This is a genomic window from Flavobacterium saccharophilum (assembly GCF_900142735.1).
GTDB lineage: Bacteria > Bacteroidota > Bacteroidia > Flavobacteriales > Flavobacteriaceae > Flavobacterium > Flavobacterium saccharophilum.
Genome location: NZ_FRBY01000002.1, coordinates 729,884 through 742,834 on the forward strand (window position 1 = coordinate 729,884; position 12,951 = coordinate 742,834).

Annotated in this window: 15 protein-coding genes; 12 read left to right on the forward strand and 3 right to left on the reverse strand. The window is 34.4% G+C overall.

Translation table 11 applies throughout. The features are described from left to right. Nucleotides 1-41: 41 nt before the first annotated feature. Nucleotides 42-908 carry a mechanosensitive ion channel family protein gene (locus BUA98_RS08595; RefSeq protein WP_072971886.1) on the forward strand — a complete coding sequence of 289 codons (867 nt, stop codon included), beginning with the start codon at nucleotides 42-44 and terminating at the stop codon, nucleotides 906-908. A gap of 59 nt (nucleotides 909-967) precedes the next feature. On the opposite strand, the gene BUA98_RS08600 is transcribed toward BUA98_RS08595, so the two are convergent. Beyond that, nucleotides 968-1,660: a hypothetical protein gene (locus tag BUA98_RS08600; RefSeq protein ID WP_072971889.1), complete on the reverse strand. Its 693-nt coding sequence runs from the start codon at nucleotides 1,658-1,660 to the stop codon at nucleotides 968-970. Nucleotides 1,661-1,925: 265 nt separating this feature from the next. On the opposite strand from BUA98_RS08600, the gene BUA98_RS08605 reads away from it, so the two are divergent. The 6 genes from BUA98_RS08605 to BUA98_RS08630 all read left to right on the forward strand — a co-directional run bounded on the left by BUA98_RS08605 (nucleotide 1,926) and on the right by BUA98_RS08630 (nucleotide 7,016). Then, nucleotides 1,926-2,918, forward strand: a complete 993-nt coding sequence (locus BUA98_RS08605; protein ID WP_072971184.1) for an alpha/beta fold hydrolase — start codon at nucleotides 1,926-1,928, stop codon at nucleotides 2,916-2,918. Between the two features lie 114 nt (nucleotides 2,919-3,032). After that, nucleotides 3,033-3,422: a DUF1398 domain-containing protein gene (locus tag BUA98_RS08610; RefSeq protein ID WP_026982229.1), complete on the forward strand. Its 390-nt coding sequence runs from the start codon at nucleotides 3,033-3,035 to the stop codon at nucleotides 3,420-3,422. A gap of 19 nt (nucleotides 3,423-3,441) precedes the next feature. After that, a complete protein-coding gene (locus BUA98_RS08615) occupies nucleotides 3,442-4,266 on the forward strand; it encodes a ThuA domain-containing protein (protein ID WP_072971185.1) in 825 nt (274 codons plus the stop codon). Nucleotides 4,267-4,277: 11 nt separating this feature from the next. Further along, nucleotides 4,278-5,132 carry a sulfurtransferase gene (locus BUA98_RS08620; protein ID WP_072971186.1) on the forward strand — a complete coding sequence of 285 codons (855 nt, stop codon included), beginning with the start codon at nucleotides 4,278-4,280 and terminating at the stop codon, nucleotides 5,130-5,132. An 18-nt stretch (nucleotides 5,133-5,150) separates the two neighbouring features. Next, complete coding sequence (locus tag BUA98_RS08625) at nucleotides 5,151-6,392, forward strand: ATP-binding cassette domain-containing protein (protein ID WP_072971187.1); 1,242 nt, start codon at nucleotides 5,151-5,153, stop codon at nucleotides 6,390-6,392. A gap of 9 nt (nucleotides 6,393-6,401) precedes the next feature. Continuing rightward, complete coding sequence (locus tag BUA98_RS08630) at nucleotides 6,402-7,016, forward strand: hypothetical protein (protein ID WP_072971188.1); 615 nt, start codon at nucleotides 6,402-6,404, stop codon at nucleotides 7,014-7,016. Nucleotides 7,017-7,088: 72 nt separating this feature from the next. Here the strand turns inward: BUA98_RS08630 and BUA98_RS08635 are convergent, their stop codons facing one another. After that, entirely contained in the window at nucleotides 7,089-8,132 is a 1,044-nt protein-coding gene (locus BUA98_RS08635) for an RluA family pseudouridine synthase (protein WP_072971189.1), read from the reverse strand. Next, entirely contained in the window at nucleotides 8,122-8,745 is a 624-nt protein-coding gene (locus tag BUA98_RS08640; protein ID WP_072971190.1) for a PASTA domain-containing protein, read from the reverse strand. Before BUA98_RS08640 ends, BUA98_RS08635 begins: the two co-directional genes overlap by 11 nt. A gap of 270 nt (nucleotides 8,746-9,015) precedes the next feature. Between BUA98_RS08640 and BUA98_RS08645 the strand changes: the two genes are divergently transcribed. From BUA98_RS08645 to BUA98_RS08665, 5 genes are all read left to right on the forward strand, one after another. Further along, nucleotides 9,016-9,987: a D-alanine--D-alanine ligase gene (locus tag BUA98_RS08645; protein ID WP_072971191.1), complete on the forward strand. Its 972-nt coding sequence runs from the start codon at nucleotides 9,016-9,018 to the stop codon at nucleotides 9,985-9,987. A gap of 130 nt (nucleotides 9,988-10,117) precedes the next feature. After that, nucleotides 10,118-10,810 carry a DUF421 domain-containing protein gene (locus BUA98_RS08650; protein ID WP_072971192.1) on the forward strand — a complete coding sequence of 231 codons (693 nt, stop codon included), beginning with the start codon at nucleotides 10,118-10,120 and terminating at the stop codon, nucleotides 10,808-10,810. Between the two features lie 99 nt (nucleotides 10,811-10,909). Continuing rightward, entirely contained in the window at nucleotides 10,910-11,368 is a 459-nt protein-coding gene (gene coaD, locus BUA98_RS08655) for a pantetheine-phosphate adenylyltransferase (RefSeq protein ID WP_026982220.1), read from the forward strand. Between the two features lies 1 nt (nucleotide 11,369). After that, on the forward strand, nucleotides 11,370-12,233 hold the full coding sequence (locus BUA98_RS08660) for an alpha/beta hydrolase (protein ID WP_159433460.1): 864 nt from the start codon (nucleotides 11,370-11,372) through the stop codon (nucleotides 12,231-12,233). Between the two features lie 88 nt (nucleotides 12,234-12,321). Beyond that, entirely contained in the window at nucleotides 12,322-12,900 is a 579-nt protein-coding gene (locus BUA98_RS08665; protein WP_072971892.1) for a PhnA domain-containing protein, read from the forward strand. Nucleotides 12,901-12,951: the final 51 nt, after the last annotated feature.

Sequence of the window (12,951 nt, forward strand, 5' to 3'; positions counted from 1 at the left end):
ATTAAATGTGTTTTTTGGATTTTTTTCTTAAATCAAAAATTATGATTGATTACTTAAAAGACTTTAGAATAGGAATTTTCATTGCCATTATTGCGATCACTACAATTATTCTTGGAGCGATAACTGATAAAGTGCTTCGCTATTTTCTGTATCGCAAACAGGCCAATAAAGATTATGATGCGACCGGATTCAAGTTTTTAAAACATTTAATTATAACGGTAATTTATATTCTTGGATTTGCTTTTGCACTAATACAAATTCCGGAGTTTAAAATTATTGGTCATTCGGTTTTGGCCGGTGCCGGAATGATTTCTTTAGTTGCTGGTTTGGCTTCTCAACAAGCTTTAAGTAATATCGTCAGCGGTATTTTTCTTGTCATTTTTAAACCTTTCAGAATCAATGATAAAATCACGATCAATAATTTTGTGGGCACGGTTGAAGATATTAATTTAAGACAAGTCGTTCTTAAAGATGCTGAAAACAACCGAATCATTATTCCGAATGCGGTGATCAGCAATCAGATTATTGTCAACACTAATATGCACGACACAAAATGCTGTAAAATAATAGAAATTGGAATTGGTTATGATTCTGATGTTGAGAAGGCATTAGAAATCATGAAGGACGAAATTGCTAAACATCCTCTTTTTATTGATACCAGAACTGCTGAAACTAAAAAGCAAAAAATGCCATTGGTTGTAGCGCGCGTTGTTGCATTAGCCGATTCAAGTGTAACCTTAAAAGCATGGGCGTGGGCAAAAAATTCGACAGAAGGTTTTGTAATGTATTGCGACTTACTCCAAAGCATTAAAAAACGTTTTGACGAAGCAAACATAGATATTCCGTATCCTCAGCGAGTTGTCACATTAAAGAAAGATAAAACAAGCGCTGAAGAATCCGCAAAATAGGCAAAAAAGAAAAAATCCGCGACAATCCGTTTAATCTGTCAAATCCGTGGCCTGACATTTTACTGAAATTTCAATCCAAAATTCACTTTATCAAAAGTTGTACTGCAGGAAATTGCAAATCGGCCCAAGTTAACGGTTCCAAAGATACCTTCTACCCCATGTCCGGAATAAAATCCACCTGCTGAAAAACGACGAACCTGATATTTCAAAGCAATATCATTTACCCTGCTGCTCAATTGTCCGAAAACAATAACGTTGGGAATAACTTCATAACTTCCAAAAACCTTCGGAACTAGTTTTTTATAGTAATCGAAGCTTTCATCGGTTTCGTAATCGACACTGGTAGAATGCAGATTTTCTAGGTTACCACCAATATAAGTGTTTTCAGAAAAATGCCACGAAACACTAAAACCGGTAAACGTTCCATCATAACCGCTTCTCGATTCCATATAGCCAAGACCAATTGTAGCCCTAAATTTGCCACAAATTTTTCCGATATAACCAATATAGGTTCGGTCAATTTCTGACTTATCGATTCCGGCACCAAAAATAATATCGTCATCACACATATTAAATGCATACTGGAAATAGGCCGAATATTGATCTTCATTGGCCGCGACAACGCTTCGGCCCTTATCGAGATCGATATTTGCAGATATTAATGTAGAGTTTATAACGGCGAAATCAAATGTGTTGATTTCCTGGGCAAATGTGGGGACTGTGAGCAAGAGTAATAGTATTGTTTTTTTCATAATACCAAGTTTAGCTGACAACATTCTTACTCTAATTTACATCTATTTTTCTTGTTAATAAAAGAAGTTCTTCAAATAACCATATTACTCGATTAAGTGTAATATTTTAACAACTAACTTCTTACATGTAGTTAAATTTTAAAAGAAACAGTGTTGTTAAAATCATTTTCTGTCTCACTTTTCTGATAACTTTAAGACTTTAATTTTTGCTTTTCAAAATGGTTAACGGTAATTTTATAGTTCTTAATCCTAAATCAGTCCTAAAATGAAAATTATAAAACTGCTCTTAGTGCTTTTCCCTATTGTTTGTTTTTCTCAGGAAGGAAACATTAAGTCTTTAGACATTAACTTAACCAATTACGAATATCCTTTTCCAGTAAAATTTATAGAACTAAGCAACCAACGCCAATCTTTGAAAATGGCTTATATGGATATAATTCCTGAGAATTATAATAAAAAAAATATTGTACTCCTTCATGGTAAAAACTTCAACGGAGCCAACTGGGAAACTACTATTAAAGCTTTGACTAAAGAAGGTTTTCGTGTCATCGTTCCGGATCAGATTGGTTTTGGAAAATCTTCCAAACCAGATAATTTTCAATATACATTTCAGCAATTGGCTGAGAATACTAAACAATTATTAGCTCATTTGGGAATTGAAAAAACAGCGATTCTAGGACATTCTATGGGCGGGATGCTGGCGACAAGATTCGCATTAATGTATCCTGAAACTACCGAGAAATTAATTCTGGAAAATCCGATTGGTTTAGAAGACTGGAAATTAGTTGTTCCTTACAAACCTGTTGATTGGTGGTATGAATCAGAATTAAAACAAAATTACGAAGCCATCAAAAAGTACCAGATGGCCAATTATTATGATGGAAAATGGAATGCCGATTTCCAAAAATGGGCTGAACTTAGCGCTGGTTGGACTTCAGCCCCCAATTATGATCGCGTTGCCTGGAATTCGGCACTTTTATATGATATGATTTTTACACAGCCTGTCGTATACGAATTCAAAAATATTAAAAGTCCAACGCTTTTAATTATCGGAACAAGAGATAAAACAGCTCTAGGCAAAAACCTGGTTTCTGAAGAAGTCAAAAAAACAATGGGAAACTATGCCGAATTGGGCAAAAAAACTCAAAAAGCAATTCCGAATTCAAAATTAGTCGAAGTACCAAACACAGGGCATTTGCCTCATATTGAATCTTTCGATCAATTTATAAAACCATTAATCGTATTTTTGAAACAATAATTTTTTTTGCTATAAATTTCAAGAATTGACGCGAATTATTGTAGTCCTCAAAAGTAAAAATTAGTGTAAATTAGTGCAATTCGTGGCAAACTTAACCTTAAAAACTGAAAATATATGTTTACAATAGAACAAATTAAAGAAGCACATGCAAAAGTAAAAAGCGGAGCAGATTTCCCCAATTACATACAAGACTTAATCATTCTAGGCGTAAAAGGCTATGATACATTTGTCAATGACGGACATACAGAATATTATGGCGTAAACAATTATACTGTCGCTTCTGATGATAAATATGCTTTAATACCGATTTCAACAACGGTAAATAAAGAACGTTTTATCGAATTTTTAGTAGCGCATCAGGACGGACAGAGTGATTATATGACTTTTTGTAATCAATCCGGGCAATGTGGAATAGCAAAATGGAGAGTTGACATTATCGAAATGACCTGTACTTATTTTGACTTGGCTCAAAACGAAATATTGATCGAAAAGATTCCTGGCTAGTCTTATAAATATAGATAACATGTCCAAAAAATATATTCTGATTGCTCTTTTTTCGATTTGCTTGTTAGGATTTTCTCAGTCTAAAAAAGCAAATTCAAAATTTAAAGTGATTGCTTTTTATACCGCAAAAAATGATCAGGCACATATCAGCTTTGTTCATGAAGCCAATAAATGGTTTCCTAAAATAGCGGAAGAAAATCATTTTGAATATGATTCAACCAGCAATTGGGATAATCTGAATGCCAAATTTTTAGCGCAATACAAAGTAGTTTTATTTTTAGACACAAGGCCAGAAACGTCAGGTCAGCGTGAAGCTTTCCAAAAATATATGAAAAACGGCGGCGGTTTTATCGGATTCCATTTTTCGGCCTTTGCTTTAAACGATTCTTCTTATCCTCAAAACTGGGATTGGTATCATAACACTTTCTTAGGTTCAGGCGAATACGGAAGCAATACGTGGCGACCAACATCGGCAGTTTTAAGAGTTGAAAATAAAGATCCGATAACAAAAGGACTTACTAAAACTTTTTCATCACAACCCAATGAATGGTATCGATGGAGCAATGATTTGACTAAAAACCCAAATATTAAAATACTTGTAGCAATTGACGAAAGCAGTTTCCCGCTAGGAACCGGACCAAAAGCACATGAAATTTGGCATAGCGGCTACTACCCTGTCGTTTGGACAAATATAAAATATAAGATGCTCTATGTAAACATGGGTCATAACGACATAGATTACGAACACGGAACAAACAAAACACTTTCAAATACTTTTGAAAATGAGAATCAAAACAAATTAATTTTGAATGCTTTGCAGTTATTCGGAAATTCAAAAAAATAAATGATTTCAAAATGTCACACAAACTATCTCCAATAATAAATCCTGAAGAATTATTTCAATTACAGGATTCTGCTGACGTAATTTTAATTGATGCCAGAGTCGGAATCAATGCCGAAGAAAACTATACAAACGAGCATTTAAAAGGTGCGCGTTACGTCGATTTGAATCGGGATTTGGCAACTGTTGAAGAAGATCCTGCAAATGGTGGAAGACATCCATTACCCTCTTTAGAAAAGTTTTCAGAAGTACTTTCCAAACTCGGAATTTCTCCAAAAAGTCACGTTATTATTTATGATGATAAAAACGGATCAAATTCAGCATCAAGATTTTGGTGGATGTTAAGAGCAATTGGTCATGAAAAAGTTCAGGTTTTAAATGGAGGTTTGCAGGCAGCGATTAAAACTGGTTTTCCAACAAGTTTAGAAATAGAACATTTTGATGCTACCGAATACAAAGTTTCAGAATGGAAACTGGCTGTCGCTGATATCGAAGAAGTAGAAAAAGCACGAAATAGCAATCAAAATATTGTAATCGATGTTCGGGATAAAAATCGTTTTGATGGTCTCACAGAACCGCTGGATCTAATTGCCGGCCATATTCCGGGTGCAATTAATGTTCCTTTCAGCGAAAATTTAAATGAAGAAGGCTTCTACAAATCCGCTGAAGAATTAAATAAAAAATACAATACCCTTTTAGGTAGTACAAAACCTGAGAATGTAATTGTACATTGCGGTTCAGGAGTAACTGCCTGCCATACCTTATTAGCAATGGATTATGCCGGAATTGAAATTCCGAAACTTTACGTAGGATCCTGGAGCGAATGGTCTAGAAACGATCGCGAAATGTTTACAAAAGAAACAGAATAATTATTTTAAAATACAGAAATGCAGCATTGGGATATCCTTTTATCAAATTTAGTAAATAAAAAAGCCTTTATAGACATATTGCTTTCCGGCGAAGCCAAAGGAGAATTAGCCGTTTTTAACAACCAAAAAGGAATTCTGTTTTCAGACATTGCCATTGAAAAATTTATTGAAAAAGAATATCAATATGATTCGGTAGAAGCTTCTCCGGAATCACACAGACAACTGCGAACTTTTTCATCCGGAGAACGCAAAAAAGAGTTTTTAAAATACTGCATCAACCAAAAGCCTGATTTTATCATTTTTGATAATCCGTTTGATCATTTGGATCAGGCTTCAAGAGTAATCTTAGCTGAATCTTTAAAAAATTTAGCTAACATAATTGCTATTATTCAAATCGTAAATCGTGTTGTTGATGTTCTTCCTTTTGTTCCAAACAAAGCTCAGATTAAAGACAACTCTTTTGAATTACACCCCATTTCAAAAGCCGAAAATCATTTTAAAACTTTAAATACAGCTGCCATTCCAAAAGCGATTGAACCACATTCTTTTTACGAAAGTGTATTAATCAAAATGAAAAATGTTTCCGTAAGTTACGATGATAGAAAAATTCTGGACAATATTTCATGGACAATCAAACAAGGTGAATTCTGGCAGTTAATCGGTCCAAACGGTTCCGGAAAAAGCACTATTTTATCTTTAATTACAGGCGATAATCCAAAAGGTTTTGGCAAGGATTTATATTTATTCGGAAGAAAAAAAGGAACTGGAGAAAGCGTTTGGGACATTAAAAAGCAAATCGGAATCTTCACCACTTCCATGACCGATTTATTTCAAAAAGGACATACGCTGGAAGAAATGATTCTTTCCGGATTTTTCGATTCAATCGGACTTTATATCGAACCAACTACGCATCAAAAACAAATTGTTTCGCAATGGCTTGAAGTAATCGAAATGACACATTTAAGAAAAAAACGTTTCATTGATCTTTCAATTGGCCAACAAAGAGTTGGATTAATTGTTCGTGCCGTTTTAAAACATCCGCCTTTATTAATTTTAGATGAACCTGTAGAAGGATTAGACGACGAAAATGTAGATATGGTTATTCAGCTAATCAATACAATAAAACAAGAAACCAACGTGAGTATTTTATACGTTTCGCACCGAATCGAATCAGGCCTAGCTCCTACTTCTGTTTTTGAATTATTACCAACATCAACAGGATCAATTGGAGAAATAAAATATCATTCGGAATTGAACTAAACCACACAAATGAGAATCAAATCAATAGCTGTATCAGCTGTAGCGTTAATAGCAATTTCATGTTCTACAACAATTTCAACAGCAAATAAAGAATATAAAATTACCAAAGTTTCTAAATTCAAATCAGATTGGGACTTTAATTCAAAAGAATGGTTGCTGCAAAAAGATACCTTAATCGGAATTGGAGGTCCAATGCATTGGGGCGTTATAGAATCTAAAAAACAGCTCCCTAAAAATTATGAAATCGATTTTAAAGTAAACATGATTAAAGAATCTTTATTTGAGGTAATGTTAAACATCGATAAAGAAAAATACATCCGAGCGTATCTGTATCAAATCGATCAAAACATCGTGATTGGACAAGGGGTTTACAGTAAAAACAGCGATGAATATGGTAAACGAGGCGGCCCAACTTTATTCAAAAAACCAATGAAGTTAGAAAATAACAAATGGTACGCGGTCAAAATTAGAGTTGCTAATAATCAACTGTACTTTTCGGTCAATAATGAAACTTTCTTAGAATGTTCCATCGTAAAAAGCAAGCTGAGTCCACAAGGAAAATTAGGTTTCCTAACCAACGGCGAAGCGAAAATAATAGATTTAAAGATTAAAAGTCTCAAATAAAAAAAGCTCCAAAGGAGCTTTTTTTATAACTATTGAGAAATTATCTAATTTTCTAATTGACAAATTATCTAATTAATTTTCCTCGTCTTCAATACTATGCGTCTTTCCATAGTTACGCCATTTCTCAATACAATCCTGAAAATCCTGAGGCAGTTCCGTATCAAAACGCATCATTTCGCCTGTATTAGGATGTACAAAACCAAGTGTTTTCGCATGCAACGCCTGACGTGGCAATGCTTTGAAACAGTTCTCAATAAACTGTTTGTATTTAGTAAACGTAGTTCCTTTCAAAATCAAATGACCTCCGTAACGTTCGTCATTAAACAACGGATGTCCAATATGTTTCATATGCGCACGAATCTGGTGTGTTCTTCCGGTCTCTAATCTACAAGAAATCAAAGTCACATAACCAAAACGCTCCAAAACCTTATAATGTGTAATCGCTGGCTTTCCAATTTCAGGATCAGCAAAAACAGCCATTTGCATGCGGTCTTTTAAATGTCTCGCAAGGTTTCCTTCAATCGTTCCTTCTTCTTCAGTAACATTTCCCCAAACAAGGGCAATATATTCGCGTTCAGAAGTTTTAGCTTCAAATTGTTTTGCCAAATGTGTCATGGCCGCTTCCGTTTTAGCCACAACTAAAAGTCCTGAAGTATCTTTATCAATTCGGTGTACCAATCCCGGGCGTTCACTGCTGTTCATTGGCAAATTATCAAAATGATGTGCCAATGCATTTACCAAAGTTCCAGTGTAATTTCCGTGACCCGGATGTACCACCATTCCAGGTTCTTTGTTGATTAATAACAAAGCATCATCTTCATAAACAATATTCAACGGAAGATCTTCCGGAAGAATATGGTTTTCAAATGGCGGATGCGATAACATAACCGTTACAACATCAAATGGTTTTACTTTATAATTTGATTTTACCGGAATATCATTTACAAAAATGTTTCCTTCAGTAGCGGCGTTCTGAATTTTATTTCTTGTCGCATTCTGAATCAAATTCATTAAATATTTGTCAATACGCAAAAGCGCCTGACCTTTAGGGACTTCAAATCTGAAATGTTCGAATAATTCGTCTTCCAGATCTAAATTTTCAATATTATTGTTCATCTTTTGGGGTTTCTGTCTCAGGCACTGCTAAACTGTCTGTTGCCTGACTATCATCTACATAAGTTGCTTTTCCGTCACCTAAAACCAAGTCGATTTTAGAAGCTTTTAGCACACGGTCTCCTACTTTTAAGTTTCTTCCTTTATAACGCATCTCCAAAACCATATCTTTTCCAAGGTTCGGAATATAAGTTATCGTTCCCGCTTCAAGCCCTAAAGCCTTCAAAGTCGGAACCGCTTCACGATACGTTTTCTCAATTAAATCAGGGATTTTAACTGATGAAAATCCTGAAGAATTAATTTTAATATATATTTTTCTTCCCACTTTTACTTTCGTTCCCGGCAACGGATCTTGCTCAACAACACTGTATTTTGGGAATTCACTTCTATAATCAACACTATCCAAAAGCACGTAATCTAAGTCTAATTCGTCCAATTTTTCTTCGACTTGTTCTTCAGTCAATTTTGCTAAATTCGGAACCGCAATTTCATGTCCGTGATCGGTGGTAAAAGTCAACCAATGCATAAACAAATAACCTAAAACAGCAATAATAGCTAATGCTATTAAAATTTGCACGAAAAAAACCCGGCTTGTTAAATACTGACGTAAACTCATAAATTTATTTTTATTAGTGGCAAAGATAAAGCTATTTCGTTTCAAAAAAAATGATAATTTTGTTTTAGGCAAGAAAGCTTTTAATACTCGTTATTATTAGGAGCTGTTTCCTGCTGTCCGCTGTATCTTTTGCGCCGAACCCCGGCACAAAAGGATGCCGCTCCCATCAGGGCTAGGAGACTCAGTTTCAAAAGAAGATTCCAATTAAACGATTAAACAAATCAACAATAAACAACAATAAACAACAGTAAAACAAATAAACAGTAAAACATGAAAAATATTGCCATTATCATGGGCGGGTATTCAAGTGAATATAAAATTTCTCTTATCTCAGGAAACGTCGTTCATCAATATCTTGACAAAACAAAATACAACGGATTCCGCATTCATATTTTTAAAGAAAAATGGGTTTATGTAGACGAAAACAACGCCGAATTTGCCATTGATAAAAATGATTTTTCTGTAACTGTAAACGATCAAAAAATCACTTTTGACTGTGTTTTCAACGCCATTCACGGAACTCCGGGCGAAGACGGATTAATGCAGGCTTATTTTGAGTTATTAGGAATTCCACAATCTTCTTGCGATTATTATCAATCAGCATTAACTTTCAATAAACGTGATTTATTATCGGTTTTAAAACCATACGGAATCAAAACCGCTATTTCTTATTACCTAAACAAAGGTGACGTAATCAATACAGCGGAAATCGTTAAAAAAGTAGGTTTACCATGTTTCGTAAAACCAAATAAAGCAGGTTCAAGTTTCGGGATTTCAAAAGTAAAATCAGAAGCTGAATTACCAATTGCTATTGAAGTTGCTTATAAAGAAGATAACGAAATCATTATCGAAAGTTTCCTTGACGGAACTGAAGTTTCTGTCGGCGTAATCAATTACAAAGGCGAAATTAAAGTGTTACCGATTACCGAAATTGTTTCTGACAATGATTTCTTCGATTATGAAGCAAAATACGAAGGGAAATCACAGGAAATCACACCTGCAAGAATTTCTGACGAACTAACACAAAAGGTTAGCGAAACTGCTAAACGTGCTTACGAAGTCTTAAAAATGAAAGGTTTCTCAAGAAGCGAATTCATCATCGTAGACAACGAGCCCTACATGCTTGAAATGAACACCATTCCAGGTCTAACAACCGAAAGTTTGATTCCACAACAAGCCAAAGCAGCCGGAATTTCTCTTGAAGATTTATTCACAAATGCAATCGAGCTAGCGCTCGCATAAGTTACTAAGATACTAAGGTTCTGAGATGCAAAGATTTCAGAACCTTTTTTACATAAAACCAATTTATCTGGTTTCCAAAAAAAACTTTGAACCTTTGTCACTCTGAACCTTTGAACCTCAAAAGAAAAAAATGAAAGAAATCTTCGAATGGAATAGATTATTTTACAATGATTTACCGGCAAATTTCGCCTTAGAAGTTGTATTTCGTTCTACTGTCATGTTTATCATTTTATTGCTGACTTTAAAATTAGCAGGAAAACGAGGTGTAAAACAATTATCCATTTTTGAAACTGTAATTATCATTGCATTAGGCTCTGCAGCAGGAGATCCAATGTTTTACGAAGATGTTGGCATTATTCCGGCAGCAATCGTTTTTATGGTAATTATCATTTTATATCGTTCTGTCACCTGGCTGACAGGTAAAAGCAAAAAATTTGAAGAATTTATTGAAGGTAAAACCGAATGTCTTATTCAGGATGGCAAATTTTCTATAGCCAGCTTTAAAAAAGAAAGTCTGGCACAAGATGAATTTTTCTCTGAATTACGCATAAAATCTATCGAGCATTTAGGACAGATTAAACATGCTTTTATAGAAACCAGCGGAGAAATAAGCGTATTTTTCTATGAAGATAAAGAGGTGAAATATGGTTTACCTATTCTACCGGGCTTATTTAACGACAAAAGTAAAAACATATTAAATGAAGGCGTGCACGCCTGCACTTTTTGCGGCCATACCGAAGAACAAAAAAAGGGAACAGCTAAATGTAAAGTTTGCCATAAAGACGAATGGGTTCCGGCTATTAAAACACTTAGAATAACATAAAGCAAATTCCAATAATAAAAAATTCCAAATTCCAATAACAAAATAAAAAAGCCTTTGCGCCTTTGTGCCTTTGCAGCTTTGAACCTAAAAAGAAAAAAAATGCGAAAAGCCATATTTCCAGGATCATTTGACCCTATTACACTTGGTCACGAAGATATTATCAAAAGAGGAATTTCTCTTTTTGACGAAATCGTAATTGCCATTGGTGTCAATGCCGAAAAAAAATATATGTTTTCACTCGAAGAAAGAAAGCAGTTTATTGAAGAAACTTTCAAAGATGAACCAAAAATTTCGGTCATCACTTATGAAGGATTAACCATAGATTTAGCGCATAAGGAAAAAGCGCATTTCATTTTAAGAGGTTTGCGTAATCCCGCCGATTTCGAATTCGAAAAAGCGATCGCCCATACTAACAGACGTCTTTCTAAAATTGAAACGGTATTTTTATTAACTGCTGCAAGAACATCTTATATCAGTTCGAGTATTGTTCGTGATGTATTGCGAAATGGCGGTGAGTATGAAATGCTGGTTCCGGATGCGGTTAGGGTTAAAAAGTAAAATGGCAGATAACAAAATTTGTTTAATTTCTAAGATTATACTTTTAAGTTTGATCTTACTCCCAGTAAAAAGATTAATGGCTCAGAAGAGTTATGACTTTGGGAAAGAAATCCAAAATGCCGACCAATATAATTTCGAAGAAATAAACTTTATTGATTCAGAAGATAATACTAAATTAAGTGGAACTTTAATATTCCCCAAAACGGAATATTCAAAAATTGTCGTTATTGTACCCGGCAGTGGAAACGATACCCGCAATTCGCATTATATTTTAGCCGAAGAATTATTAAAAAATGGAATAGCAGTTTATCGCTTTGATGACAGAGGCGTTGGGAAATCAGGCGGAAAAGCTAATTTTAGTGTTGATCAAATTATAAAAGACCTTTATTATGCTTTAGATAATATTCAAAAAAATGATAGTTTACATAAAAAGCAAATAGGTGTGGCAGGACATAGTCTAGGTGGAATTGCAACGATTGATGCTTATCACGAAGGACTAAAAATAGATTTTTTAATATTGATGGCCACACCAATAGAAAAATTCCATAAATTTAATCAACCCCAATATAGTTCAAAAACTAATCCCGAAGTTAAGGTAAGTACCAAAACACTTTTTCAAAATTTACAGATCCCAATGCTTTTTATTGCAGGTACAAATGATAGTTTTTTCCACTGCGAAAAAACAGCAGCACTAGTAAATGCTTTAAACAATAAAAACATCGAAGTCAAAACTCTAAGCGGATTAAATCACTTTCTGAAAGCTGATACTGATACCTGGAAAAAAACGAAAGAATTTGATACATTATATCAAATAAATAATAAGGCTTTAAATGATATAGTGAACTGGATAACAAACCTTAAATAGACCGTAATTTTATTATAATCTAAAAAACATAAACTTGCAAGCGAAAGCAATTATAAGTAATTTCGCATCTTTAAAACAAACAGAAATAATGAGCATCGAAAGAGAATTGAACAAACGAAGTGGATCTAAATGTGAACTTTGTGGCGCCGAAGAAAATCTAAAAATATATCAGGTATTGCCAACCAAAAAAGGCGGACTTGACGAAAGTATATTAGCTTGTAGTACTTGTATTGACCAAATTGAAAACCCAGACAATGTCGATTTAAATCACTGGAGATGTTTAAACGACAGTATGTGGAATGAGAATGTTGCCGTGCAAGTTGTAGCCTGGAGAATGTTAAGCCGTATGCGCGCTGCAGAATGGCCACAGGAATTGTTAGACATGATGTATTTAGACGAAGATACTTTAGCCTGGGCACAAGCGACCGGAGAAGGCGAAGACGATGAAAATAAACTGGTTCACCGTGACAGTAATGGCGTTATTTTAGAACATGGAGATTCTGTAGTTTTAATCAAAGATCTAAAAGTAAAAGGTTCTAGCATGGTTGCCAAACAAGGAACTGCAGTTAGAAACATCCGTTTAGACCACGAAAATGCTGAATATATCGAAGGAAAAGTAGATGGACAGCAAATTGTGATTATCACACAGTACGTGAAGAAAATATAATCTTTTGAAGATACTAAGGTTCTGAGATGCTAAGATTCTAAGTTTTTTTTT